General features: G+C 56.5%; 28 protein-coding genes. 9 read left to right on the top strand and 19 right to left on the bottom strand.

From position 1 onward, the window contains the following. Window positions 1-14 precede the first annotated feature (14 nt). Together VW41_01485 and VW41_01480 are read left to right on the top strand one after the other, a co-directional pair. Window positions 15-605, top strand: coding sequence for a DnaA initiator-associating protein DiaA (locus VW41_01485; GenBank protein AJZ87810.1), 591 nt, complete (start codon window positions 15-17; stop codon window positions 603-605). 32 nt (window positions 606-637) lie between these two features. Continuing rightward, window positions 638-1,213, top strand: a complete 576-nt coding sequence (locus VW41_01480) for a membrane protein (protein ID AJZ91818.1) — start codon at window positions 638-640, stop codon at window positions 1,211-1,213. A gap of 60 nt (window positions 1,214-1,273) precedes the next feature. Here the strand turns inward: VW41_01480 and VW41_01475 are convergent, their stop codons facing one another. The 10 genes from VW41_01475 to VW41_01430 all read right to left on the bottom strand — a co-directional run bounded on the left by VW41_01475 (window position 1,274) and on the right by VW41_01430 (window position 10,029). Beyond that, the gene (locus VW41_01475; protein ID AJZ87809.1) at window positions 1,274-3,184 is read right to left on the bottom strand and encodes a transcription antiterminator BglG; all 1,911 of its coding nucleotides are present in this window, start codon (window positions 3,182-3,184) and stop codon (window positions 1,274-1,276) included. 46 nt (window positions 3,185-3,230) lie between these two features. Then, on the bottom strand, window positions 3,231-4,382 hold the full coding sequence (locus VW41_01470; GenBank protein ID AJZ87808.1) for a 6-phosphogluconolactonase: 1,152 nt from the start codon (window positions 4,380-4,382) through the stop codon (window positions 3,231-3,233). 124 nt (window positions 4,383-4,506) lie between these two features. Then, a complete protein-coding gene (locus VW41_01465) occupies window positions 4,507-5,247 on the bottom strand; it encodes a 2-dehydro-3-deoxyphosphooctonate aldolase (GenBank protein ID AJZ87807.1) in 741 nt (246 codons plus the stop codon). Between the two features lie 2 nt (window positions 5,248-5,249). Further along, window positions 5,250-6,362 carry an L-seryl-tRNA selenium transferase gene (locus VW41_01460; protein AJZ87806.1) on the bottom strand — a complete coding sequence of 371 codons (1,113 nt, stop codon included), beginning with the start codon at window positions 6,360-6,362 and terminating at the stop codon, window positions 5,250-5,252. Next, window positions 6,346-7,479 (bottom strand): dihydroorotase, encoded by a 1,134-nt coding sequence (locus VW41_01455; protein AJZ87805.1) that lies wholly within the window; start codon window positions 7,477-7,479, stop codon window positions 6,346-6,348. The genes VW41_01460 and VW41_01455 overlap by 17 nt, the downstream gene beginning before the upstream one ends. Before the next feature lie 55 nt (window positions 7,480-7,534). Then, on the bottom strand, window positions 7,535-8,176 hold the full coding sequence (locus tag VW41_01450) for a membrane protein (protein AJZ87804.1): 642 nt from the start codon (window positions 8,174-8,176) through the stop codon (window positions 7,535-7,537). A gap of 11 nt (window positions 8,177-8,187) precedes the next feature. Continuing rightward, a complete protein-coding gene (locus tag VW41_01445) occupies window positions 8,188-8,964 on the bottom strand; it encodes a membrane protein (GenBank protein AJZ87803.1) in 777 nt (258 codons plus the stop codon). Between the two features lie 83 nt (window positions 8,965-9,047). After that, window positions 9,048-9,344 (bottom strand): cytoplasmic protein, encoded by a 297-nt coding sequence (locus VW41_01440; protein AJZ87802.1) that lies wholly within the window; start codon window positions 9,342-9,344, stop codon window positions 9,048-9,050. 2 nt (window positions 9,345-9,346) lie between these two features. Continuing rightward, window positions 9,347-9,709 (bottom strand): hypothetical protein, encoded by a 363-nt coding sequence (locus VW41_01435; protein AJZ87801.1) that lies wholly within the window; start codon window positions 9,707-9,709, stop codon window positions 9,347-9,349. 17 nt (window positions 9,710-9,726) lie between these two features. Then, window positions 9,727-10,029 carry a glycine dehydrogenase gene (locus tag VW41_01430; protein ID AJZ87800.1) on the bottom strand — a complete coding sequence of 101 codons (303 nt, stop codon included), beginning with the start codon at window positions 10,027-10,029 and terminating at the stop codon, window positions 9,727-9,729. A gap of 494 nt (window positions 10,030-10,523) precedes the next feature. Between VW41_01430 and VW41_01425 the strand changes: the two genes are divergently transcribed. Next, window positions 10,524-11,156, top strand: a complete 633-nt coding sequence (locus VW41_01425; protein AJZ87799.1) for an antibiotic acetyltransferase — start codon at window positions 10,524-10,526, stop codon at window positions 11,154-11,156. 37 nt (window positions 11,157-11,193) lie between these two features. On the opposite strand, the gene VW41_01420 is transcribed toward VW41_01425, so the two are convergent. Together VW41_01420 and pmbA are read right to left on the bottom strand one after the other, a co-directional pair. After that, the gene (locus VW41_01420; GenBank protein AJZ87798.1) at window positions 11,194-11,580 is read right to left on the bottom strand and encodes a cytochrome b562; all 387 of its coding nucleotides are present in this window, start codon (window positions 11,578-11,580) and stop codon (window positions 11,194-11,196) included. A 183-nt stretch (window positions 11,581-11,763) separates the two neighbouring features. After that, window positions 11,764-13,116 carry a peptidase PmbA gene (pmbA, locus tag VW41_01415; protein ID AJZ91817.1) on the bottom strand — a complete coding sequence of 451 codons (1,353 nt, stop codon included), beginning with the start codon at window positions 13,114-13,116 and terminating at the stop codon, window positions 11,764-11,766. A 100-nt stretch (window positions 13,117-13,216) separates the two neighbouring features. On the opposite strand from pmbA, the gene VW41_01410 reads away from it, so the two are divergent. After that, the gene (locus tag VW41_01410) at window positions 13,217-13,771 is read left to right on the top strand and encodes a hypothetical protein (protein AJZ87797.1); all 555 of its coding nucleotides are present in this window, start codon (window positions 13,217-13,219) and stop codon (window positions 13,769-13,771) included. 58 nt (window positions 13,772-13,829) lie between these two features. On the opposite strand, the gene VW41_01405 is transcribed toward VW41_01410, so the two are convergent. The 3 genes from VW41_01405 to VW41_01395 form a co-directional block, all read right to left on the bottom strand. Next, window positions 13,830-14,459, bottom strand: a complete 630-nt coding sequence (locus VW41_01405; protein ID AJZ87796.1) for a lysine transporter LysE — start codon at window positions 14,457-14,459, stop codon at window positions 13,830-13,832. A 72-nt stretch (window positions 14,460-14,531) separates the two neighbouring features. Next, on the bottom strand, window positions 14,532-15,062 hold the full coding sequence (locus VW41_01400) for an acyltransferase (protein AJZ87795.1): 531 nt from the start codon (window positions 15,060-15,062) through the stop codon (window positions 14,532-14,534). A 47-nt stretch (window positions 15,063-15,109) separates the two neighbouring features. Next, complete coding sequence (locus VW41_01395) at window positions 15,110-16,072, bottom strand: AraC family transcriptional regulator (protein AJZ87794.1); 963 nt, start codon at window positions 16,070-16,072, stop codon at window positions 15,110-15,112. Between the two features lie 139 nt (window positions 16,073-16,211). Here VW41_01395 and VW41_01390 point away from each other — a divergent pair, with 139 nt between their 5' ends. Beyond that, a complete protein-coding gene (locus VW41_01390; protein AJZ87793.1) occupies window positions 16,212-16,913 on the top strand; it encodes a cysteine hydrolase in 702 nt (233 codons plus the stop codon). A 33-nt stretch (window positions 16,914-16,946) separates the two neighbouring features. On the opposite strand, the gene VW41_01385 is transcribed toward VW41_01390, so the two are convergent. The 3 genes from VW41_01385 to VW41_01375 all read right to left on the bottom strand — a co-directional run bounded on the left by VW41_01385 (window position 16,947) and on the right by VW41_01375 (window position 19,835). Further along, entirely contained in the window at window positions 16,947-17,924 is a 978-nt protein-coding gene (locus VW41_01385) for a poxB regulator PoxA (GenBank protein ID AJZ87792.1), read from the bottom strand. Window positions 17,925-18,028: 104 nt separating this feature from the next. After that, window positions 18,029-19,075: an XRE family transcriptional regulator gene (locus VW41_01380; protein AJZ87791.1), complete on the bottom strand. Its 1,047-nt coding sequence runs from the start codon at window positions 19,073-19,075 to the stop codon at window positions 18,029-18,031. Then, window positions 19,062-19,835, bottom strand: a complete 774-nt coding sequence (locus VW41_01375) for a carboxyvinyl-carboxyphosphonate phosphorylmutase (GenBank protein AJZ87790.1) — start codon at window positions 19,833-19,835, stop codon at window positions 19,062-19,064. The genes VW41_01380 and VW41_01375 overlap by 14 nt, the downstream gene beginning before the upstream one ends. Before the next feature lie 332 nt (window positions 19,836-20,167). Here VW41_01375 and VW41_01370 point away from each other — a divergent pair, with 332 nt between their 5' ends. Genes VW41_01370 through VW41_01355 form a run of 4 tightly spaced genes read left to right on the top strand, consistent with a single transcriptional unit; the run spans window position 20,168 to window position 23,461 of the window. Further along, a complete protein-coding gene (locus VW41_01370; GenBank protein AJZ87789.1) occupies window positions 20,168-21,958 on the top strand; it encodes a fumarate reductase in 1,791 nt (596 codons plus the stop codon). Next, window positions 21,951-22,685 carry a fumarate reductase gene (locus tag VW41_01365; GenBank protein ID AJZ87788.1) on the top strand — a complete coding sequence of 245 codons (735 nt, stop codon included), beginning with the start codon at window positions 21,951-21,953 and terminating at the stop codon, window positions 22,683-22,685. Before VW41_01370 ends, VW41_01365 begins: the two co-directional genes overlap by 8 nt. A gap of 10 nt (window positions 22,686-22,695) precedes the next feature. Beyond that, window positions 22,696-23,091 carry a fumarate reductase gene (locus VW41_01360; protein ID AJZ87787.1) on the top strand — a complete coding sequence of 132 codons (396 nt, stop codon included), beginning with the start codon at window positions 22,696-22,698 and terminating at the stop codon, window positions 23,089-23,091. Between the two features lie 10 nt (window positions 23,092-23,101). Further along, complete coding sequence (locus tag VW41_01355) at window positions 23,102-23,461, top strand: fumarate reductase (protein ID AJZ87786.1); 360 nt, start codon at window positions 23,102-23,104, stop codon at window positions 23,459-23,461. A 41-nt stretch (window positions 23,462-23,502) separates the two neighbouring features. On the opposite strand, the gene VW41_01350 is transcribed toward VW41_01355, so the two are convergent. Next, the gene (locus tag VW41_01350; protein ID AJZ87785.1) at window positions 23,503-24,360 is read right to left on the bottom strand and encodes an AraC family transcriptional regulator; all 858 of its coding nucleotides are present in this window, start codon (window positions 24,358-24,360) and stop codon (window positions 23,503-23,505) included. Between the last annotated feature and the right edge of the window lie 64 nt (window positions 24,361-24,424).

The raw sequence follows: 24,424 nt of genomic DNA, 5'->3' as shown, positions 1-24,424 counted from the left end.
CAGGTAGAATCAACGTGCTCGAAAGAATCAAAGTCTGCTTCACGGAAAGTATTCAAACTCAGATTGCCGCAGCGGAAGCCCTGCCGGATGCCATCTCCCGTGCCGCGATGACGCTGGTTCAGTCTTTGCTGAACGGCAACAAAATCCTCTGTTGTGGCAATGGCACCTCCGCCGCCAACGCACAGCATTTTGCTGCCAGCATGATCAATCGTTTTGAAACGGAACGCCCTAGTTTACCGGCCATTGCACTTAATGCAGATAATGTGGTCTTAACCGCGATCGCTAACGACCGTCTGCATGAAGAAGTTTATGCCAAGCAGGTTCGTGCGCTGGGCCACGCTGGGGACGTTTTGCTGGCAATTTCCACCCGAGGTAATAGCCGTGATATTGTCAAAGCGGTTGAGGCCGCTGTCACCCGCGACATGACCATCGTCGCGCTGACGGGCTATGACGGCGGCGAACTGGCAGGACTGTTGGGGCCACAGGATGTTGAAATCCGAATCCCTTCTCATCGCAGCGCCCGCATCCAGGAGATGCATATGCTGACGGTGAACTGTTTATGCGATCTGATCGACAATACGCTATTTCCCCACCAGGATGGCTAATAGCTAATTTTGAGAAAGGAGAAGGAATGAACATGAAGGCCATTACGCCACTCGCAGTTCTTATTTCCGCGCTGTTGCTGCAGGGCTGCGTCGGTGCCGTTGTTGTGGGAAGCGCCGCCGTGGCGACAAAAACCGCGACCGACCCACGTACAGTCGGGACTCAGGTTGATGACGGCACGCTTGAATTACGCGTGAACAGTGCGCTCAACAAGGATGAGCAGATCAAGAAAGAAGCACGTATAAACGTGACAGCTTACCAGGGCAAAGTCCTGCTGGCTGGCCAGTCCCCTAACCCGGACCTCGCTTCCCGTGCTAAGCAGATTGCGCTGGGCGTAGACGGCGCAACCGAAGTCTATAACGAGATTCGAATTATGGCTCCGGTCGGCCTGGGTGTAGCGTCGAGCGATACGTGGATCACCACAAAAGTTCGCTCTCAGTTGCTCACCAGCGACCAGGTGAAATCATCGAACGTGAAAGTCACCACCGAGAATGGCGAAGTGTTCCTGCTCGGCCTGGTGACCGAACGTGAAGGTAAAGCCGCAGCGGATATTGCCAGCCGAGTTAGCGGCGTGAAGCACGTAACCACCGCGTTCACCATTCTGAAATAACGGCCCTTCACCCTACCCTCTCCCCATCAGGGGGAGGGCCTGGGTGAGAGTCAACTACATTTACAGCTTACTCAGGCACTCCATCGCCACCGCTTTAAAACTGTCAAAATCCTTGCTTTCACGCAGCCGGACCATCGCCCGCTCGCGCAGGAACGTCACAAACAGGTCGTAAATCGCCATCGCCTCTTCGTATTCGCTTTTGCTAATCGCGAGCAAGAAGATGACATACGCCGTCTCATCACCCCAGCTGATACCATGCGGAGCCAGCACGGTGTAAACCACCGTTTTTTTCGCCAGCAGGCCCAGCGAGTGCGGCAGCGCAATGCCTTCGCCAAGCATGGTGCTGACAATGGCTTCACGCTCTACCACCGACGGGTGAAAATCTGAAGCCACCACGCCTTCCCGTTCCAGTTGCTCGCAGAGCGTCAGGAACAGCTGCTGCTGAGTCATTGGCTGGTCGATAATGCGGAAATGGCCGGCATCAAAGAATTTTTCCAGCATGTAAGGCCGAGTCCTGTCCACCAGCACCAGCTTGCCAAGCTGTTCGAGCTGATAGTCCGTCGGGAACGGCGCCATCACTACAACCGGCTTTTCTTTCTCGCTGATACGCGCCGTGCTAATCACGAAGTCCTCGTCCACTGTTTCGAGCTGTTCGTAGTCGCGCAGGGAGATAATGTTGGTCACTTCCACCTGCGGATATTTACGTAACAGCATGGCCTGCAGCATACGCACCGTCGAATTCCCGGTGTCGCAAACCAGCAGCACGCGAGGATGGCGCTGGTAGCCGATGTTGTAATGGCGTTCCAGACCCACGCCGATGTGCAGCACCAGAAAACCGATTTCATTTTCACTGATGGCGTACGGGGTATATTTCCCCCAGCTTGAGACTGCCGCCAGCGTCATGTCATAAGCCAGTGGGTAATGCTGCTTAATATTGGCCAGCAAAGGATTCGGAATGTTTATCTGATAGCGTACCCGGGTGATCATCGTCTTGATGTGGGTGAGCAGGTCGGCGTGCAGCTGCTCGTCGCCAAGCAGGTTGTAGTTATAGTGGGTATTGATGTAGCGCAGGATGTAGTTGACCAGCGCCTCATCATCGTCGGCGCTAATCGCGCTCGGCGCAACCTCCTGCACCTGCCGCGAAGCGATATGCACCTGCAGCCATTGCTCTTCGGCCTCTGAAAGCGGCTTGCCCGCCAGTTGCTGAAGGAGAGCGGCAATCTGTCTGGCCGCCTCTTTCACCTGGGCATCAACGTTATCCGCCGTGAATTCCGGCAGTGGATAGCCCTCGCTGATGCGGCGAACCGCCACCGAACAATAAAGACGGATAAACTGCTCGCCCTCATCGGTGAGGCGAATGTGACAGCGGGTAAAGCAGTCATGCAGTAAGCCCACAAGCTGCTCTGGTACACCCGCGTTCAGCACTTCTTCCGTGAGCAGCGGGTTTTCGCTGTCCTCTAAGGTTAGCTGCCACAGCAGGTCAGTCAGGCAGGTGCGGATAGCCGTTTCGCTGCCGAACAGCTTCATGCCGTGACGCGGGCGCGTCTCAATGGTCAGGTGATAGCGGTTAAACCACTCTCGCACTTCGGCCATATCGCTTTGCAGCGTGGCCCGGCTGACAAACCACTCTTCGGCTAAATCTTCCAGCTTCAGTGAAAATGCCGCCGTCAAGAAACGCACCACCAGGTAATGCACACGCTCTGGCGAAGTACGCGGGATACGAAGCTGGCGCGGACGGTGCTGAACCAGCTCGCCGTAACGATCGGCATCCTCAATATTCAACTGGTAGCCCGCGCCGCGGGTAAGCGTAAACTGAGCCCCGAAACCTGACATCAGCGCATTTAGCGCCGTGATATCGGCCCGAACCGTACGAGTAGAAACGGACAAACGCCGCGCCAGTTCATCCTGGGGCAGCGTTTCGTTTTGCAGCATCTCAAAAAGCTGAGCCAGCCGTTGATTGGGGAATCTCACTACCGTTTCCTTTGGTTATCGGGGCGCTAAAACGCCCCGTCCTGCTTTACTTAAACGGGGTGAAGACCATCTGGGACGGGCTTCCCACCGCCGTATAATCCTCGATAAAGGTTAATTTACCGCTGCCAGGAGCCACGCTGAAGCGAGTGATATTGTCGCTGCGCTGGTTCAGGGCATAAAGGTGTCTGCCGGTACTGTCCAGCGTCAGGCCGCGTGGATAGTCGCCTCGCGTCCAGATATCGTCCTGATGCGTAAGCTCGCCGTCAGCGCCCACGCTGAAATGTGCAATGCTGTTATGCAGGCGATTGGCCACATAAAGTTGCTTACCGTCGTGGCTCAGCACCAGGCCCGCCGCAAAGCTAGTGCCCTTATAGCCTTTTGGCAGCGAAGAGACTGTCTTCCCTTCCGTCAGCGTGCCTTTCTCACGGTCGAGCTTGTAGTGGGTAAGCGTAGAAGCTTCTTCGTTAATCAACCACAGGCTCGCGCCGTCTGCGGCAAAGACAAAGTGGCGTGGCCCCGCGCCTTTTGAGGAGGCGGCGATAAACGGCGGATCGTTCGGCTCCAGCACGCCTTTGTTTTGATCAAAGCGATACTGGTAGATCCTATCCAGGCCAAGATCGGTGGAGAAGACAAACTTGCCGCTCGGATCGCCGGCGATCATATGGGCATGCGGACCGTTATGATCGCTGGCGGCGAAGCTGCCTTCTACCGCGGCTTCAGGTTTTGCCGCTCCCGGCTCGCCGCTGTCCTGATGCTTATCGCTGGCTTCCTGCAGACTGCCGTCGGGGTTAACCGGCAGCACGGCGATTGAACCGCTCACATAGTTAGCCACCAGCAGGTGCTTGCCCTGCGGCGTCAGGGACAAATAGACCGGGCCAGCGCCCCCGGAAGAGACCTGGTTCAGCTCGGTCACACTCCCGTCATCGCCCACACGCAATGCCGCCACCACGCCTTTCTCGGCTTCGCTGGCCACGTACAGCGTCTTCCCGTCCGGCGATGCGGTAAGCTGCGCGGCGTTCGGTAGCGAACTGACCAGCGTTTTCTCGCTAAGCGCGCCGGTTTTGGCGTCAACCTGGAAGCGGTAAAGCCCTTCGCCGTTCGGGTTGTAGGTACCGACCCAGGCGTAGTGACTTTGTGCCGCGCTGTTGCCGGCGGCGAGTAAGGCAAATGAAGCAACAAGCAGAGTGCGTGCAGACATGCGTTTGTCCTCAAAGTGTGGTTGATGAGGATTATACCCTCATCGTCCCCCTCGCCCTAAAAAGGAGAGGGGCTCTTTCTTTTCCCCCTCTCCCTACAGGGAAGAGAGGGAAACAGCGGGTGCTTTATCTCACCAGCTTCTTCGTCATCGCCAACAGCGTGGCAACATCCGCCGGGCGAGTATTCCCGCTGGCCTTGTCGATAATTGAGCTGTAAATATGTGGGATCACTTTGCTGACGCCAGCATCCAGCGCAATCTTCAGGATCTCCTCGTAGTTTTCGAGATCGATGCCGCCGGTCGGCTCCAGCCAGAAGTCATGCTTCGCGCATGCTTCCGCTACAGCCTGGTACTCTTCGCGGCAGTCCAGCCCGCCCATCGGGAAATATTTGATTGAGCTGCCGCCCATATCCTTCAGCAGCGCAATCGCGGTTTCGACCGGCACGATGCCATCCTGCACGCCGGAACTTAACGGGCCGGTGGAGATTTTTACCATCCCAACGGTACCGGTCGGTGAGACCAGGCCGTTAACTACGCTATCGCTTTGGCCAAGCAGCGCGCGGCTGGTGCCCACGCCGGTAAACACCTGATTGACGTGCTGAGGCTGAATCTGGCCGGAAATTTCGCTCACCATTGCAGATTGGTTCGGATCGCCTGCGCCAAGGCCAACGGACAGCGCGTTGTCGATAAGCGCCGCGTAATCACGCATGTCGGCAACCGCGCTTTCTACGTCCGGGTAGTTTTTAGATAACACGCCGACCAGCACATGGCCTTCCGCCGCCTGGTAAATCTCTTTGGCGTTCTCTTTCGAGCCGGCCAGGACGTTCAGACACACGCGGTCGTGGTAAAAATTCGGGGTCAGTTTCATGCTTATTTCTCCTTGCTTACCAGCGCTTTGATGCAGCGGTAAATAATCTCCAGCTGTGCCGCGCTTACGCTGCGCACATCCGCCTCAATAATGCCTTCGTTGGCTTTGTAGCCTCGGAAGTAGATAGCGTATTCGCCCTGCTTCAGCGCGCTGACCAGCTCGCCGGTGCTGATGCCGACGGTCGCTTCGTCGAACTTGATTTCGCTCCGGGCGATGTCACGACCAGCGGTATCCCACACTACACGGGCGGTTACGCCATTCAGGGTGTTCAGGCTATCGATAAACGGCGTCATTTTGGCGACCATTTCGGCCCCGCTCTCTTTGGCCGCGCTCAGGTAATGTTCAATCGCGCAGGTCAGGCCGAGGATGCCCTCTTTGCCGACTTTCATTGCGCGCCCGATGCCACCGGTTTGCAGCTTCACCCACTCGACGTACTGCTCTTTGCCGATCACCAGCCCGCTGGTTGGGCCTTCGATAGCCTTCGCTCCGCTGTAAATCACCAGGTCGGCCCCGGAGCGGTAATAGTCCTGCAAATCCTCTTCTGCGGCAGCGTCAACGATCAGCGGCAGATTGTGTTTACGCGCCACCACCACGGCCTGCTCTACGCTGAGCATGCTCTTCTGCACCGAATGGTGGGATTTGATATACAGAATGGCCGCCGTGCGCGGAGAAATGGCTGCAGCCAGCTGGTCCGCCGAACATTCGTTGGCGTAGCCCGCTTCAACGATTTTGCCGCCGCCCAGGTTCACCATCGTGCCAACGGGTGCGCCGAAGTTAACGTTGTGGCCTTTAGGCAGCACAATCTCGTTGTTCTCCAGCGGTACGGCATGCAGGTTCTCGATCAGCCATTGGTTGTCTTTCACCAGCACAGCGGCTACGGACTGGGCTATCCCTGCGGATGCACAAGACACCACGGTCGCCGCTTCAACGTCGAGCAGGCCGGCAATGTAGGCACCGGTCTTGTTCACCAGATCCTTCATTTCGAAGTAGTGATTCATGCCGGTGGTGACCGCGTCCACCACTTCCGGGCGAGGCGTAGACACGCCGAGAGCGGTCATGCGGCCAGATGCGTTAATTACCTGCTTTAAATTGTATTTTTCATAGATCGAAGACATGTTCAGCTTTCCCTTGTTCGGTAGTAAACCATTTCCCGGCGCGCACAGCGGCCAGCGCCACCAGCGCCTGGTCTCCCGTCAGCGTTTGCTGCTCTGCATCGGTAAATATCGTTGGCTGACGGCGCAGCTCAAAGACGGTCAGATCGCCATCCAGCCCCACGGCCAGACGACCTTTGTTTTTCAGACGTAGTCCATCCGCAGCGTGAGCGGTCACGCAGTCGATCACCTGAGACAATGACAGGCCAATGGAGAGGAATTTCGACATCACTGCGCCGAGTGAGTGCACCGGGCCGCTGATGCGGTTGCGGCAATAAATATCCGAACTGATGCTGTGCGGCAGAATGCCCTGCTGAATAGCGACACGCGCCACGTCAAAACTGAAGCTAGCAGTGCCGTGCCCTACATCCAGACGCACCCCGCGCTGAAGCGCCTGCGCCACGGAGGCTCTCAGTTGCCCGGCCGGGTTGAGAATGCGGTTTGGCTTGCCGTTGTAGCAGTGGGTGATGATATCGCCGCTGGTCAGCAGTTCGGCCACCTCATCGAGATCCGGCGGGTTGTTGCCGATGTGCACCATCAGCGGCAAATCACCGTTTTCTTTCTGAATAGCTTTGGCGCGCACCAGCGGCGTGATGCCGTTGTCGCCCACCACGCTGCTGCTCATGCGTGCTTTTAAGCCTACAATGAAATCCGGGTGGCGTTTCACCGCGCCGCGCACCGCGTCAGCGTCGATATTCGCCATATTGGACAGTTCGTTCTGGGCAATCAGCCCCACGCGGGAGATGTTCAGCAACGCATAAACTTCCGTCACTGCGCTGCGGGTGATTTGATAGAAATCGTCGACATCATCGGCACCGGTACTGCCGGCGTCGACCACCGTGGTCACACCGGTATCAATACCTACGCTATCAGGTTCGTCGTGGTAGATAGGGGACTTGGGGTAACAGTGAACGTGGGAGTCAATCCAGCCGGCGCTGACGTAGTACCCACCGTTCAGCTGGCGTTCTTCAGTTGCCTCGCCGGTTATCTTGCCTAAGGCGGCAATTTTGCCGTCCTTCAGGGCGATATCGATCACGGTATCGTCCACCAGCCGCGCCTGGCGCAGGATCAGGTCAAACATATTTTTCTCCTTAACTGGCGGGCGAGCCGCAGCCCGTCCGCCCTGGAAATACTGCTTACAACGCTACCGGGAAAATGGAGCCTAAAATCATTGCCCCCAGGATAGCCCCGCCGGTGATCGGTTTGCCCCAGAGGTAAAACAGCAGAGATCCAATCAGCGAACCGGTGCCGATAGGAATCGAAGCCGTCATGGCGCTGAGGATAATCAACGGCCCGAGGAAGCGGCCGGAGGCGTTACCCGCGCCCATCATGACGTCCGCCCCGTAGGTCGAATCGCTCTGATTGATGGTGAACTTACGCGCCAGAATGATGATGTAACCAATGGCGAGGCCAATCACCAGGCCGGTTACCAGCGATGCCGCAAAGTTTGCTACCGGGAAGACAAAGCCCGCCCCCAGCAGCAGTGCCGGAACGCCGAGGCCCACGCCGGTTTGAATCGCCCCGCCGATATCCAGGATCCCCACCAGGGAACCTTCAATGATGCGGGCAAACAGGAAGCTGGCGCCGAACGCCGCCACAGCGCCGTAAACGCCGGTATCAATCCCGGACTTCAGCATCGCCACGAAGGCCACTTCGTTAAAGGCGCCAATGCCGTACAGGTAGTACATGTGTGTCCCGGCAAATACGCCGGAGGAGAGCAGGCCGACAAAGATCGGGAATGACCAGTCCGCGTACCAAAAGCCTTTATTCTGTTCCATGCGTTATCCCCTTATTTGCCGCTCAGCGAGTTATGCAGCAGATCCAGCCAGTTCGGCACGGTCATGTGGAAAGACTCGATCATCTTCATGTCGAACCCGCGGAAGAAGGCACTCAGCACAAACAGGGCCACGATAGCCGTCATCATCACTTTGGTGACGCGGTGCCAGCCGCTCTCTTCAACGCCTTTACCAATCAGGATACCCAGTACCAGACCCGGCACGGCGTTGCCCATGATCAGCTGCGCTGCGCCGCCGAAAATCGTTGCCCAGAAGCCGGATTTTTTACCTGCGTCGATAGCCGCCAGCCAGAAAATAACCGGCATCACGGTGTTCACCAGCAGGTTAGCCGCGGGTACCAGCACTTTGACTGCCGTTACCTGAAGCGCCGCCGGCACCGCAGAAGCCGTAGAGTTCAGGAACGCCACCACGATCATGCCGATGACGCCGCAGGCGATCGCCATTTTTTTCGGGTCGTGGAGGGTTTCCGCCACGTTACGGTTCTTCACCATCAGTGCCGCCGCGCCCCAGTTAGGGATGATGCGGTGGTCAACGTCCTGAGTGAATGCCCCCGCCGCCACGGAAGATGCCCAGGCGTTAAAGAAGAAGCCAAGCCCAAAGGAGAAGTGAGAAGCCGGGTCCCCTTCGCAGGAGTTCAGTTCGCCGAGTGTACGAAATGCGCCCATGCCCTGTGAGGTTGGCGCATGGAACATACGGGCGGCCCCGGCACCAACGCCCACACCGACGAGGCCGCCGATAATGAGTGATTTTATTAATATAATTAAGAACATGAGTCTGCCCTTTTCTACCCTGCTTATCTGTCGCCGTAGCCGCGTTAGCTACACCACCAGCTAATTGGGTATAAATGTTTGAATTAATTAGAGACGAAATCCACCTCATCGAGGTTAAGAGCCGTCACGTTGACGGAAACATCCAGCTCCACGCTGTAGCTCCGCCTTTCCCGGCGCAGGAAGAAGAACAGAAAAGCTTCTTTGCGCACCCTGACCTGCGCCTGAACAACCTGCACGTCCTGTGGCTCAATGCGCAGAAGAATGTGGTTGGTGGATTTGAGCACCGTGCCCTGAACGTGGTTCAGGGCGTCGGAAAAGGCTTTGGCTTTGGTATCGCCGCGCCCGCTAACTCGCACCGTGGTAGCGAATTTTTCTTTCATACTTAACTGCCGTACTTCTTGTTCCACGCCTGCACCAGGCGCTCACCCAGCTCTTCTTTGTCCATAAAGCCAAAGCCAAGCACGTTGTTGCCTTCGTTAATCGCGGTTACGCCTTCATCAACGGAGCGCATCCCGTACTTGGCTTTGTAGCCGTGTTTGGTTTGTGCAGTGATGGCGCCTGCGCCGCCGCTGCCACAGAAGGAAATACCAAAGGTGGCATTTTCTGCTTTCATCACGTCACCCAGCTTCATGTCGGCGGCGACGCCTGGAATAACCACGGCGCGACCGCCCGCTTTTTCGATCCCTGCTGCAACTTTCTGGCCTTTGCCCAGACGGTCACCAATGACTACGGTAATTTGTTCCATTGTTTTCTCCTGATTATTCAAAGATTGTCTTTCGCCACTTCGAAATGTACTGACAGCAACCACGCTTCTTCTACCGGCAGATTTCCGAACTGATCGACCACCGCCTGTGCCATTTCCATCGACTCCGCGGAGATCTCCTCGAACAAGCTCTCTTCCACTTCTGGTAACGGCTCTCCGGTCAGAGAGCGATGAATCATTGCCTTAACGTGAGAGGCCAGCATTTGTTCCTGTACCGCGTTAGGCGTGATGTGCTTACTTTTGAACAGCGCGTAAATAAAATCCTGAATACGCGCCGTTAATTCCTCGGCTTCATTAACCATTACCGCTCCGTTATTCACCCTGGGTACCTCGTTAACTAATCTGTTTTTTAAGCTACCTGGCGGGGAGAAAGGTTTGTAGCGAGTTGTTTTCCACTTCGAAGTGGAAATCGCGGCGGCAATAGTGATCTGTTCCACATAACGCCACGGAATGGCGCTTTTCCGCTGGCTTACCGTGAATTAGCTCACATAACTGAGTGATAAAAGGCCGCTTTTCCAGCGGCGTTTTTTGTTGGAAAGTGTGATGAGAGGACTGTTTTACCGTCATCATTGGCGTTGCTTATGACGAACAAAGAGGAAAAAAGTTTACTCTGCGGCTCGTGGTGTTAAGGTTGGCGGGTCTTAAATATGAGTTTTAATGCCATGTCACTCACTACACCGCTCAGCAATCCCTTGCTGAAACAGCCTTGCATCGCTTAGCGCGCTCACACAGATTCCCGTCTGCAGATTGAAACGGAACGTTGTTCCGTGGGCACATTTTTGTTGTGAGAAAAAACATGTCAAAGACTGAAAAACACTGGTCCCAGGTCGAGTACCTGCACGAAACGGTGACCAATCCCAATATTCATATCAAAGGCCGGCACAGTTATTACAGCGACTGCTGGGATAACGGTTTTGAACGAAGCGTGGTGCGCTACCTGCAGGGTGACGCGGTGAGCCGGGAGTGGCCCCCCATTGGCAAACTTGACCAGCTATGGGTAGGTGATTACGTCTGTATCGCCGCCGAGGCGGTGATTCTGATGGGCGGCAACCACACGCACCGCGGCGACTGGTTCTCCCTTTATCCTTTTATCGAAACCATCCCGGACGCTTACCGCGCCAAAGGCGACACCACGCTCTCAGACGGATGCTGGATAGGTATGAGAGCGATGATTATGCCCGGCGTGACCATTGGTGAAGGCGCGATTATCGCCGCAGGCAGCGTGGTAACGAAAGACGTCGCGCCTTACAGCGTCGTCGGCGGCAACCCGGCCAAACCTATCGCCCTGCGTTTCGAACCCGAGGTGATTGAGCGACTGCTGAAGCTGCAAATTTATCAGCTAAGCGACGAGCACTTTCAGGCTATTCAGCCTCTGCTGAGCAATAACGATATTGCTGCGCTGGAGCAGGTGGTGGGAGCACTGCGGTAAAGAGAAAGGGCGGGATTAACCCGCCCGTTTTTAAATCTTAGCGAAACTTCTTGTGGTAGGTATCGCGGGTGGTTTTGAAGTCAGCGGCAGCAGCCTGAGCTTCTGTCACTTTGCCTTCGTTGGCCAACTTCAGCGCACCGTCAATCTGGCCCACGAGGATATCAAACCCGTGGCGGTACTCTTTCATGTTGGCGCTGTCGGCGGCTTCATTTTCCAGCTTTGGCGGCGTGCCTTTCTGCGCATCCAGAGCCGCTGCACGCATATTGCCCAGCGAAGTTTTCAGCTCGGCGGCGTCTTTGGTACTCAGGACGGTCTTGTAGTTTTTCGCGATAATGTCCATGTCGTCGCCAACGTCTTTGGCAAACGCAGCGCCGGACAGTAACACGGATGATACGGCTAACATTGCAATCAGTTGCTTACGCATTCACTCACCTTATCTTTTTTCTACTCGTCATACTTCAAGCTACAGCGGTGTTGGCTGCTTTGGCTCACCCCAGTCACTTACCCAAGTAAGCTCCTGGGGATTTACTCTCTTGCGGCCTGGCTGTAACTCGAATTATTTAGAGTATTTTTTAGAGGTAGGCGCGGCAGGGCGCGCCACATTGCTTTACTGACCGGCTATCTTCATCTCCGGAAGTAAGACTGAACCACACTGAATGTTGCTACGTGTTTCTATATCGTTGCCAATAGTAACTATCTCGCGCCACATGTCCTTCAGGTTGCCGGCGATGGTGATTTCGCTCACCGGATATTGGATCTCACCGTTCTCAACCCAGAAGCCTGCCGCTCCGCGAGAATAGTCGCCGGTAATGCCGCTCACGCCCTGCCCCATCAGCTCGGTTACCACCAGCCCGGTGCCCATCTGTTTCAGCATTTCCTCAAAGCCAAGGCCCTGGCCCGCAATGCGCCAGTTGTGGATCCCGCCCGCATGACCGGTGCTTTTCAGCCCAAGCTTACGCGCGGAATAGTTGGTCAGCAGCCACTGCTGCAGCACGCCGTCTTTGATGATGTCGCGACGCTCTGTACGCACGCCTTCGCTGTCGAACGGCGTGGAGGCCAGGCCTTTCAGCAGGTGCGGATGTTCTTCAATGGTCAGCCAGTCCGGCAGGATTTGCTTGCCGAGGGAATCCAGCAGGAACGTCGATTTGCGGTACACCGCGCCGCCGGCAATCGCGCCCACAAGATGACCGAACAGCCCGGTCGCCACTTCATTGGCGAAAATCACCGGCGCTTTCATTGTGGAGAGTTTCCGCGGAGACAAACGTGACAATGTGCGGCGCGCGCAGTCGGCCCCTACCCATTCTGGCGATTTCAGGTCTTCCATCGCCCGACCGATGGTGTAGGCATAATCCCGCTCCATATCACCGTTTTCTTCGGCGATTACGCAGCTCGAAAGAGAATGACGGGTGGAGCAGTAGCTCTGCAGCATGCCGTGGCTGTTACCGAAAACCTTGATGCCGTAATGGCTGTTAAAGCTGCCGCCTTCGGTATTGGTGATACGTTTGTCCACGTTCAGAGACGCATTTTCCGCTCGGGCGGCAAGCTCAATGGCACGCTCGGGGTCAATTTCCGTTGGGTGGAAGAGATCCAGATCCGGCGCATCAAAGGCCAGCAGTTCTTTATCCGCCACGCCAGCATAAGGATCCGGCGAGGTATAGCGGGCGATGTCCAGCGCGGCCTGTACGGTACGCGCTATCGCGTCCGGGCTCAGGTCGGTGGATGAGGCGCTGCCCTTGCGGTTTTGGTGATAAACGGTGATGCCCAGCGCACCATCACTGTTGAATTCGACATTCTCCACCTCACCGTAGCGGGTGCTGACGCTGATACCGGTAGTTTTACTGACCGCCACTTCCGCGCCGTCTGACTTGCCCTTTGCCAGCTCCAGCGCCTGTGAAACCGCCTGCTCCAGAACCTGACGTTGTTGTGCTACTTGCGTGTTTACTTTCATCGCTACTGCCATAATGTAAGGTGAGTCGTTCAAGTCTAACAGGATCAGAACAATTTCGCAGTGCAGGCCCATTGCTGGTAATATCCGCGTCAACTTTTTTAAGGAGCCTAATATGACCAAGCAGCCCGAAGACTGGCTCGACGACGTGCCCGATGATGAAAATGAAGACGAAGATGATGAAATTATCTGGGTCAGTAAAAGTGAGATTAAGCGCGACGCCGAAGAGCTAAAACGCCTCGGCGTTGAGCTGATGGAACTGGGCAAAAACGCCCTGGAAAAAATCCCGCTCGACGATGATTTACGTGCCGCCATTGAGCTGGCGCAGCGCATCAAGAAGGAAGGCCGCCGCCGCCAGGTACAGCTGATCGGCAAGATGATGCGATCCCGCGACATGGATCCGATCCGCCAGGCGCTCGACAAGCTGAAGAACCGCCACAACCAGCAGGTTTCTCTGTTCCACAAGCTGGAAGCTTTGCGTGACCGCCTCGTTGAAGAAGGCGATGATGCGATGAGTGAAGTCCTGAGACTCTATCCGCAGGCTGACCGCCAGCAGCTGCGCGTGCTGATCCGCAATGCGCAAAAAGAAAAAGCGGCCAATAAGCCGCCTAAGTCTTACCGTCAGATCTTCTCTTACCTTCGCGAACTCGCCGAAGAACAAGAAAGCTAAGACGCTAGCGCTGGCCTGGGGTTCTCCCCGGCCAGCGCTCAATTTCTTCTGGCCTTTTTCAGGTCAAATTACTGCGCCGATATAGCGCCACGCCTACCGCCAGCACGGCGAGCATTCCCGCACAGCTGCGGTTCACCCAGCGCATAACGTTGGCAGAGAACTTACGCATCGCGTGGCGGCCACCCCAGGCGTAAATCGTCATCATAATGCAGTCGATAATCGCGCTAACCAGCGCCAGAATCATATACTGCATCGCTACCGGCTCCTGCGGGCGAATGAACTGCGGTAAAAAGGCCGAGAAGAACAGCAGACCTTTCGGGTTGGATAAGCCGACCATCAGCGAACGTAAAAAAGCCGTTTTGCCGGTCGCGACCGCCGCCGAAGCGCTCACGCTCAGCGCCTTAGCAGGCGCGCGCCACAGCACGAAAGCCAGATACACCAGGTAAAGCGCACCGCCCCACTTCACCACCGCAAACAGCTGCTCGGACGCCTGCAACAACGCCCCCAGCCCACAGCCTACCGCGCCAATCAGCAGCAGGTCGGCCAGTACCGCACCGAGAAAACCGTAGCCCGCAATACGCATCCCGTAAGTTGCCCCGTTATTCAGCGCCAAAAGCATCGACGGGCCGGGCGTCACCATAACCGCGCTAACGGCGATGACGTAAAGAAACAGCGTGGTGATATCCATCAATCAAGTCCTGGTAAAAATACATCAGCACCCGGTGGTAAAAGCCCATCGGGTACTTTAAAAACGTTCGAATTAAAGTGAGCGTTCCATCACGACGCGGCAGAGATCGTCAAAAAAGCGACCATACCGGGCTTCACCGATGGGCTGGGGATAGCTCAATACAATCAGATGATGATCGGGAATGTCCGCATGGTATGTCGGGTGGAAATGCGAATAGTCGTTTTCACAGAAACCGAGGCTTTGGTAAAAACGCAGCCGCTTATGGGCAATCTCGGTGGTGAGCGGATCGATTTCGAGGATGGTTTGTGGGTAGAGCTGCAAAAACTGGCTTAGCATTCGCTTGCCATAGCCCTGCGCACGCAGTTGGCCGTTCACGGCGAGGTGCTCAATATAGGCGTAGTCGCCAAAATCCCACGCGCCGATCATGCCCACAAACTGCTCGCCGTCAAACCAGGCCTGCAGGCTGTAATTGGGGTGAGTAAGCGCGCTGACCTTTGCGGCTGGCTGGCGTTTTTCGTGACGTGGAAAAGCGCTTTCATACAGCTCATCCACGCTTTCAAAATACGGGGAGCTGCGGTCGGTAATTCGTTTTATCGTTAGCATGACGCGTAGTTTACCAAATGCAGGCGGAGAAATAACCTGGCGACGGGCTACTTCCCTTTGATCTGAAATGCCTTCCGGTACAGCGAAGGGGTGGTTTTAAACTGCTGCTGAAAATGCCTGCGCAGCGAAAGCGCGGAGCTAAAACCAGACGCCATCGCCACCTGCTCCACCGGCTGATCGGTTTTTTCCAGAAAGCGCTGCGCCAGCGCCAGGCGCTGATTAAGCAGCCACTGCGTGACGGTTGTGCCGGTCGTTTGCTGGAAGCGGCGGGTAAATGTCCGGCGGCTCATGCAGGCTCTGCTCGTCAGTACATCAACCGAAATGGCCTCCTGCAGATTTTGCGTCGCCCAGCCGAGCGTCTGCATAAAGCGATCCCCGCCGTGGGTGTTATACACCGGCTGCTCGATAAACTGCGCCTGCCCGCCCTGCCGCTGCGGGGGCACCACCAGCAGGCGAGCAACGTGGTTAGCCACTTCGGCACCGCACTGTTGCCGGACCAGATGCAGGCAGCAATCAATACTGGCCGCCGTCCCCGCCGAGGTCACCACATCACCTTCATCGACATAAAGTACGTTTCGGTCAAGGGCGACGGAGGGGTAAAGTTGGCTGAAAGCCTGCATCCAGTTCCAGTGGGTGGTCGCCGGGCGGCCATCAAGCAGTCCGCAGGCCGCCAGCACAAACGCGCCCATGCACAACCCCACCACTTTTGCGCCACGGCAATGGGCACGTTTTAGGGCAACCAGCAGCTCAGCGGGAGGCGCTATGGCGGGATCGCTCCAGCTCGGCACAATAACCATGTCCATCTCGTCCAGCGCCGTCAGGCTGTGTTCAGCGGCTATAGTAAAACCGGCATTAGTTCTCAACGGCCCCGGCTGCGTCGCGCATACCGCAAGCTGATAATAAGGCAGGCCCGCCGCATCGACGGCTTTTTCAAACACCGCACAGGGCACCGAGAGGTGAAAAGGAATGATGTCAGGAAACACGACAATCCCTATTTTAATCGCTGACATCCTGCCTCCGACAATTTGGCGCAATACGCTCGTTTTTGGGTATCACGATGGCTATTTTCAATCCGGCTAGCGCGGCAAACTTTATCTCGTCCACGGCGCAGACCGCGCCACCTAAGTAACATACCCAAGGAAGAGCGAAATGAGAAAATTAATTGCCAGTAGCACCTTAGCCCTGTCAATGGCCGCCGCCAGCCTGAGCCTGCAGGCAGAAACCAAAACCGCCGAACGGGCCCCGACTATCCGTACCATGAGTGGTGCAGAGAAAACCCGCACGCTGGATGCCAAAACCACGGCGCTCGTTGTCATTGATTTCCAGAACGAATATTTCAGCGGGAAAATGCCCATTCCAGAGGGAAAAAAAGCGCTGGATAACGCTAAACGACTGGTGAGCTTTGCCCATAAAGAAGGGATGCCGGTTTACTTCGTGCAGCACCTTGGCCCTGCGAACGGCCCGCTGTTTGCCAAAGGCAGCCGCTTTGCCGAGTTCCATACAGACCTGCAGCCAACAAAGGCTGACTATGTCATTACCAAAGAAACGCCAAGCTCGTTTGTGGGCACCACGCTCGACAGCCAGCTAAAAGCCAAAGGGATCAAGCAGCTGGTCATCACCGGCCTGATGACCCACATGTGCGTCTCTTCGACCGCTCGTGATGCGGTTCCGCTGGGTTATCAGGTGATTATTCCTGAAGATGCCACGGCCACGCGTGACCTTGCGACCTGGGATAACAAAGTTGTCGATCATAAAGTGCTGCAGGAAGCGGCGCTGGCGGGCGTAGCGGACGTGTTTGCAGAGATTAAAACCACGGATGAAGTGCTGAAGATGCCCGTGACGAAGGGCTAAAAAAATGGCCCCTGAAGGGGCCATTTTTTCACGTTAAGCGCGGTCCACCGTAAAGGCCAGGACCTCTGCGAGGCTCTCTGCCCCCAGCGCGAGCATGATCAGGCGATCAACGCCCAACGCCACGCCGGAGCTGTCCGGCATTCCGGCCTCCAGCGCTGCCAGTAGATTCATGTCCACCGGCTGCTGCGGCAGGCCAAGCGCCGCGCGTTTGCGGTTATCCTGCTCGAAACGTTGCTGCTGTTCACGGGCGTCGGTCAGCTCGTGGAAACCGTTCGCCAGCTCGATGCCTTTAAAGTACACCTCAAAGCGCTCCGCCACGCGGTGATCTTCGGTGCTGATCTGCGCCAGAGAAGCCTGGCTTGCCGGGAAGTGGTACACGAAGGTTGGCTTGTCTTTCCCAATCTGCGGCTCTACGCCCATGGCGAACAGCAGCTGCAACAGCGTGTCCCGGTCTTCTTCTTTGTCGGCGATGTTGCTCAGGTCGAGCTTCGCCGCCGCTTCACGCAGCTGCGCTTTGTCCGCAGACAGCGGATCGATATCCAGATGGCGCTGGAAAGCCTGTTGATAAGAAAGGCTTTCTGCGGCGCCGCATTCCAGCACCTGCTGCAACAGGTCATCCACTTCATTCATCAGGCGGTACATGTCGTAGTGTGGACGATACCACTCCAGCATGGTGAATTCCGGGTTGTGGTGACGCCCCATCTCTTCATTACGGAAACTGCGGCACAGCTGGAACACCGGGCCACAGCCCGCCGCCAGCAGGCGTTTCATGTGATATTCCGGACTGGTCATCAGGTACAGGTTCATGCCCTGAGAGTGGCCTGGACCGACGAAACGGGTTTCAAACGGCACCAGATGAATATCGGTTACCGTCGCCTGGCTCATGCAGGGTGTTTCCACCTCCAGAACGCCGCGGTCGGCGAAGAAGCGCCGAATTTCCGCCATGATGGCGGCGCGTTTTAACAAATTGGGGATGGATGCGCTCGGCTGCCAGGTGGCCGTTTCGCTCATGAGAAAGTCTCCGTATTTATGCAAGGCCGAGAAGTCTACCCGCATCACAGAAAGGAGACAAATTTTGCGCAGAGAATTTTATTTCGAGCGTTTTGCGACCAGGGTTAGGCAAATTTTTTCTCATGCTCCAACAGCCATTTTTTCCGCGCAATTCCGCCGCCGTATCCCGTCATGGTCCCGTTTTTACCGATAATTCTATGGCAAGGGATCACAATCGCCACCCGGTTGGCACCGTTAGCACCCGCCACCGCGCGCACGGCATCGGGATTTTCTATTTTTATCGCCAGCGCCTGATAGTGGGAGGTTTCTCCATAAGGCACGGTATCAAGCTGCTGCCAGACTTTCTGCTGGAATGCGCTGCCCGGCGTATGCAGTGAAAGGGTGAACTGCTGCCTTTTTCCGGCAAAGTATTCACCGATCTCTTTCTCCGCCTGCCGCGTGTGATCGTTTTCCCCGGCGATGATGCGGGCGTTGAGCCGCGCCTGCAGATCGTCGAATTCACGCTCCAGCGCACGCCGGTCAACAAACTCCAGCAGGCAGACGCCCTGCTCTGTGGCACACACGAACATCGGGCCGATGGGCGTGGTAAAACGATGAATGACGATGATGTTTGCCGCCCGGCTGGGGGCATCGCCAGTGAGTTTTTTGCAGGTATAGCCAAACCCGCTCAGCGAATCGTAGCCGCTGCTAAACGCCGCATCCGTAGCACTTTTCCCACGCCTGAGTTCCTGCAGCGCCATATTTACGCGCAGCATTCTCTGCCAGGCCTGGAAAGTCATCCCGTGGTGTTGCACAAACCAGCGGCGGAGACGTTCGGGGCTGATGTTATGCTGGCGAAGTTCACCATCGCTGACCCGGTGCTCACTGCTCGCTCTGAAAAGACCAATAGCCTGCTCGACTATCGGTGGGGCAGAGAATGCGTTTTCGGTAGGACGGCAAATCTTGCAGGGACGAAAGCCCGCGTGAAGCGCGGACTTGAAATCGTCATAAAATTCAACGTTATCCCGCTTAGGTTTACGGGCGCGACAGTTGGAAATGCAGAACACGCCGGTGGTTTTTACACCCACGAAAAAAACGCCAACATGCTCAGTAGAACGCGCCACCAGCGCCTCGTACCAGGTATCGCACTGCGCAGCATCAAGGATTTTCATCGGCAAAGACCTCGTCAAATGAGCCCTGTCGGAGAAGGTTAAACAACAGATGCTGTAACTTGCGGTTAAGGGCTGCGTGCACAAAATTCCCCATCGATAAACGTTTTACCCCAAGTGCCGCCAGTTGAGTAAAGTCGGGCAGACCCGGCATGCACATAACATTCAGCGGCAGATCAACCACGCTGGCAATCGTCTGGATGTCTTCCGGCACGGTCACGCAGGGTACAAAGAAGCCGTCAGCCCCCGCCTGTTGATATAGCCTGCCGCGGGCGAGAGTTTTATTCAGTGCATCCTGCTCACCAAGCAAAAAAACATCGGTTCTGGCATTGATAAACAGCGGTGTTTTCGCGGCATCCAGCCCTGCTTTTAACGCACTCAAGCGGGCAGCAAAGCGTTCGGCATCCAGTAAACGACGTTCCCGCAGTTCAACTTTGCTGTCCTCAAGGTTAATGCCGACAACACCCAGTTCTGCCAGATGAATCGCCTGGCGCACCACCGTTTCGATATCTTCCCCGTAACCGGCCTCCATATCGACAGAGAGCGGCAAATTGACGCGCTCACGTATGCGGGCCACCAGATCCAGGAGTGCAGAAAATGGCATCTCCTCACCATCCGTGTAGCCCAGCATGTCGGCGATTGCCGCACTTGAGGTACCCAGCGCCTGATACCCCGCCGCCTGCGCCGCCTGAGCGCTGGCGACGTCCCAAACGTTAGCCAGCAACAATGGCGTACGCTGATAATGCATCTGCCTAAAACTCATTTTCTTCCCCTGCCTTTATAGAATGGGAAAGATTCTGTGCTCCAGCCGGGGCCGCAACAACCGAAAAACAGACGACTATTTTTCGCCGCTTTGTCTTCGCATTACACCATTTAAGCATTCATTTTTGTGACGAGATTCATTAACAGCAGTAATTAATCGACCTGTAGATCAGCAAAAAAATCGAACAAATCAAATTTCCCTAAAATCCCTCCGGTTATACTTCATCTACCTAAAAAGGAGCAGGGATACACCTTTCGCAGCCACCGCCTTTCAGGCCGTGAATACCCTTTGGTCGTATAGCTTTGCGAATTACTAAAATCTGGAGGAATGTCGTGCAAACCTTTCAAGCCGATCTCGCCATTATAGGCGCCGGCGGAGCAGGCCTACGAGCAGCCATTGCGGCGGCCCAGGCTAATCCACAGGCAAAAATCGCTCTGATTTCCAAAGTCTACCCAATGCGCAGCCACACGGTTGCCGCCGAAGGGGGTTCCGCAGCCGTCGCGCAGGATCACGACAGCTTCGACTACCATTTTCACGACACCGTAGCCGGAGGCGACTGGCTGTGTGAACAGGATGTGGTTGACTACTTCGTTCACCATTGCCCCACCGAAATGACCCAGCTTGAGCAGTGGGGTTGCCCGTGGAGCCGCCGTCCGGACGGCAGCGTCAACGTCAGGCGCTTCGGCGGGATGAAGATTGAACGTACCTGGTTCGCCGCCGACAAAACCGGCTTCCATATGCTCCACACGCTGTTCCAGACTTCTCTTCAGTTCCCACAAATTCAACGCTTCGACGAACACTTCGTGCTCGATATTCTGGTCGATGACGGCCAGGCGCGCGGCGTCGTCGCCATGAACATGATGGAAGGCGAGCTGGTACAGATCCGCGCCAACGCGGTGGTGATGGCCACCGGCGGCGCCGGGCGTGTCTATCGCTACAACACCAACGGCGGTATCGTCACCGGTGACGGCATGGGCATGGCGCTGAGCCACGGCGTGCCGCTGCGCGACATGGAATTTGTGCAATACCACCCAACCGGGTTACCGGGTTCCGGCATCCTGATGACCGAAGGCTGCCGCGGCGAAGGCGGTATTCTGGTGAACAAAAACGGCTATCGATACCTGCAGGATTACGGCATGGGGCCGGAAACTCCGCTCGGCGAGCCGAAGAACAAATACATGGAGCTCGGCCCGCGCGACAAAGTCTCTCAGGCCTTCTGGCACGAGTGGCGCAAAGGCAACACCATTTCCACCCCACGCGGGGACGTGGTTTACCTCGACCTGCGCCACCTCGGCGAGAAAAAGCTGCTTGAGCGCCTGCCGTTTATCTGCGAACTGGCCAAAGCCTACGTGGGCGTTGACCCGGTCAAAGAGCCGATCCCGGTTCGCCCAACGGCGCACTACACCATGGGCGGCATCGAGACTGACACCCAGTGTGAAACCCGTATTAAAGGGCTGTTCGCGGTGGGCGAATGTTCCTCCGTTGGCCTGCACGGCGCCAACCGCCTGGGCTCTAACTCGCTGGCAGAACTGGTGGTCTTTGGCCGCCTGGCGGGTGAACAGGCAATGGAGCGCGCCGCACAAGCGCAGCCCGCGAATGATGCCGCGCTGAACGCCCAGGCAGCCGATGTTGAAGGCCGCCTGAAGCAGTTGGTCAACCAGGAAGGCAACGAGAGCTGGTCGAAAATTCGCGACGAGATGGGGCTTTCCATGGAGGAAGGCTGCGGGATTTACCGCACCACGGAATTAATGCAAAAAACCGTCGACAAGCTGGCGGAGCTGCAGGAACGCTTCAAGCGCGTGCGCATTACCGACACCTCCAGCGTCTTCAATACCGACCTGCTGTACACCATTGAACTGGGTCACGGCCTGAACGTTGCCGAATGTATGGCGCACTCCGCCCTCGCGCGCAAAGAATCACGCGGTGCCCACCAGCGCCTGGACGAAGGCTACACCGAACGCGATGACGTCAACTTCCTTAAACATACTCTGGCCTTCCGCGACGCCGACGGCACCACGCGCCTCGACTATAGCGATGTGAAGATCACCACGCTGCCGCCAGCGAAACGCGTCTATGGCGCTGAAGCGGAAGATGCTGAGAAAAAGGAGAAGGCAAATGGCTGAGATGCAAACCCTGAAGATTGAGATTGTGCGCTACAACCCGGAAACGGACAGCAAGCCGCATAGCGCAATCTACGAGGTGCCGTTTGACGAGCAAACCTCGCTGCTGGACGGGCTGGGTTATATCAAAGATAACCTCGCGCCTGACCTCAGCTACCGCTGGTCGTGCCGCATGGCGATTTGCGGCTCCTGCGGCATGATGGTCAACAAAGTGCCGAAGCTTGCCTGTAAAACCTTCCTGCGCGAATACACCAACGGCATCAAAGTTGAAGCCCTGGCTAACTTCCCGATTGAGCGTGATTTAGTGGTCGACATGACCCACTTCATCGAAAGCCTGGAGTCGATTAAGCCTTATATTATCGGCAACACCCGCACGCCGGATCAGGGGCCAAACAAGCAGACGCCCGCGCAGATGGCGAAATACCATCAGTTCTCCGGCTGCATCAACTGCGGGCTGTGCTATGCCGCCTGCCCACAGTTTGGCCTCAACCCTGAGTTTATCGGCCCGGCGGCGATTACTCTCGCTCACCGTTACAACCTGGACAACCGTGACCACGGCAAGAAACAGCGTATGCCGCAGCTCAACGGGCAAAATGGCGTGTGGAGCTGCACCTTTGTCGGCTACTGCTCCGAAGTTTGTCCAAAACACGTCGATCCGGCCGCGGCCATCCAGCAGGGCAAAGTCGAAAGCTCGAAAGACTTTTTGATTGCCACCCTGAAACCACGCTAAGGAGTGCACCATGACCACGAAACGTAAGCCTTATGTCCGCCCCATGGCGCCAACCTGGTGGCGGCAACTGGGCTTCTACCGTTTTTATATGCTGCGTGAAGGCACTTCGGTTCCGACAGTCTGGTTCAGCATCGTGCTGATTTACGGCCTTTTCTCGCTAAAACACGGTGTAGAAGGCTGGGCGGGGTTTGTGGGTTTCCTGCAAAACCCGGTGGTGATCATCCTCAATCTCGTTACCCTGGCCGCCGCCGTGCTGCACACCAAAACCTGGTTTGAGCTGGCACCGAAGGCCGCTAACGTCATCGTTAAGGGCGAGAAAATGGGACCGGAGCCGGTCATCAAGGGATTGTGGGTCGTCACTGCGCTGGTGACTGTCGTTGTGCTGCTTGTAGCACTGTTCTGGTAAGGAGGCTGAGGTGATTAACCAAAATCCAAAACGTTCCGACGAGCCGGTATTCTGGGGCCTGTTTGGCGCAGGCGGTATGTGGGGGGCGATTTTCGCACCGGTTATCGTGCTGCTGGTCGGTATCATGCTGCCGCTCGGCCTGTTCCCGGGCGATGCGCTGAGCTTTGACCGCGTTTATGCCTTCGCCCACAGCTGGATTGGCCGCCTGTTCCTGCTGCTGATGATTGTGCTGCCGCTGTGGTGTGGCCTGCACCGCATCCACCATGCGATGCACGACCTGAAGATCCACGTTCCGGCCGGGAAATGGGTGTTCTACGGTCTCGCTGCCATTCTGACGGTGGTGACCATTATTGGCCTGCTGACGCTCTAAGCCCTCGGCACACAAATGAGCCCGCCATCGCGCGGGCTTTTTTATTCCGTCTCCAGCGCCCTCACCCTCTTTCTGTATTCCCCTGGCGTGCAGCCAAATTCTCGCATAAAAGCCTTATGGAAAGACGATTCGCTGGCGTAGCCCACGGCATCAGCGATGGCGATAACCGAGCTTGCTTCCCGGGAGAGTTGCTGCGCGGAAATTTGCAGCCTTATGCGGGTGAGTACCGCCAGCGGTGTGGTCCCGCTCACTTCGCGAAATAGCAGCGCAAAACTGGCGCGGGACATATGCACTTGCTCAGCCAGCGAGGCCACAGTCCAGGGCATTTGCGGCGCATTCAACATGCTTTGCACTGCCGCACCCAGTCGCGGATGCAGCAGCAGGCTCAACTGGCTTTTATCCTGCGCATGGGTGCGCAACCACTGGCGCAGACCCAGCGCGATCATCGTGGCACATTGCTGGCTACATACCGCCGCCATACCAGCCTGTGGCTTTTCCGCCTCTTGTTGCAGCAGCGCAACGGCCGCCAGCAGCCATGTGTGTTCGGGGCTGCCTTGTTCGGGTGCCATCCGCAGAGCTTCGGGCAGCGCCGTCAAAAAATGGCGGGAAGCCGAAGATAATTGCAGGCTGCCGCAAACGACCCAGGTCTCTCCCGGTCCTTTCTGCCGCAGCCGGTGCGCGGAGTTTTGTGTCAGCACAATGACCTGCCCGGGAAGCAGCGTGAATGTCTCTCCGGAAGGCAACTCCAGCCACGCGGCACCTTGCGTAACGGTATGCCAGCGAATGGTCGCCAGAGAACCCGCCGCATGAGGCAGGCTCCAGCCCGCACTTAGCAGGCAATTTTTATCAATCGAGCCCTGCGGGTCGCTGAACGCCAGCAACTGACTGAGAGCATCCATTATCCACCCCAGCAAATCAGACGATAAGACAGGATTTAAAGATACCTGAAGAAACCACGTTCCC

It is taken from the genome of Klebsiella michiganensis (assembly GCA_000963575.1).
GTDB classification, from domain to species: domain Bacteria; phylum Pseudomonadota; class Gammaproteobacteria; order Enterobacterales; family Enterobacteriaceae; genus Cedecea; species Cedecea michiganensis_A.
This window is presented reverse-complemented; position numbering and strand designations above follow the sequence as displayed.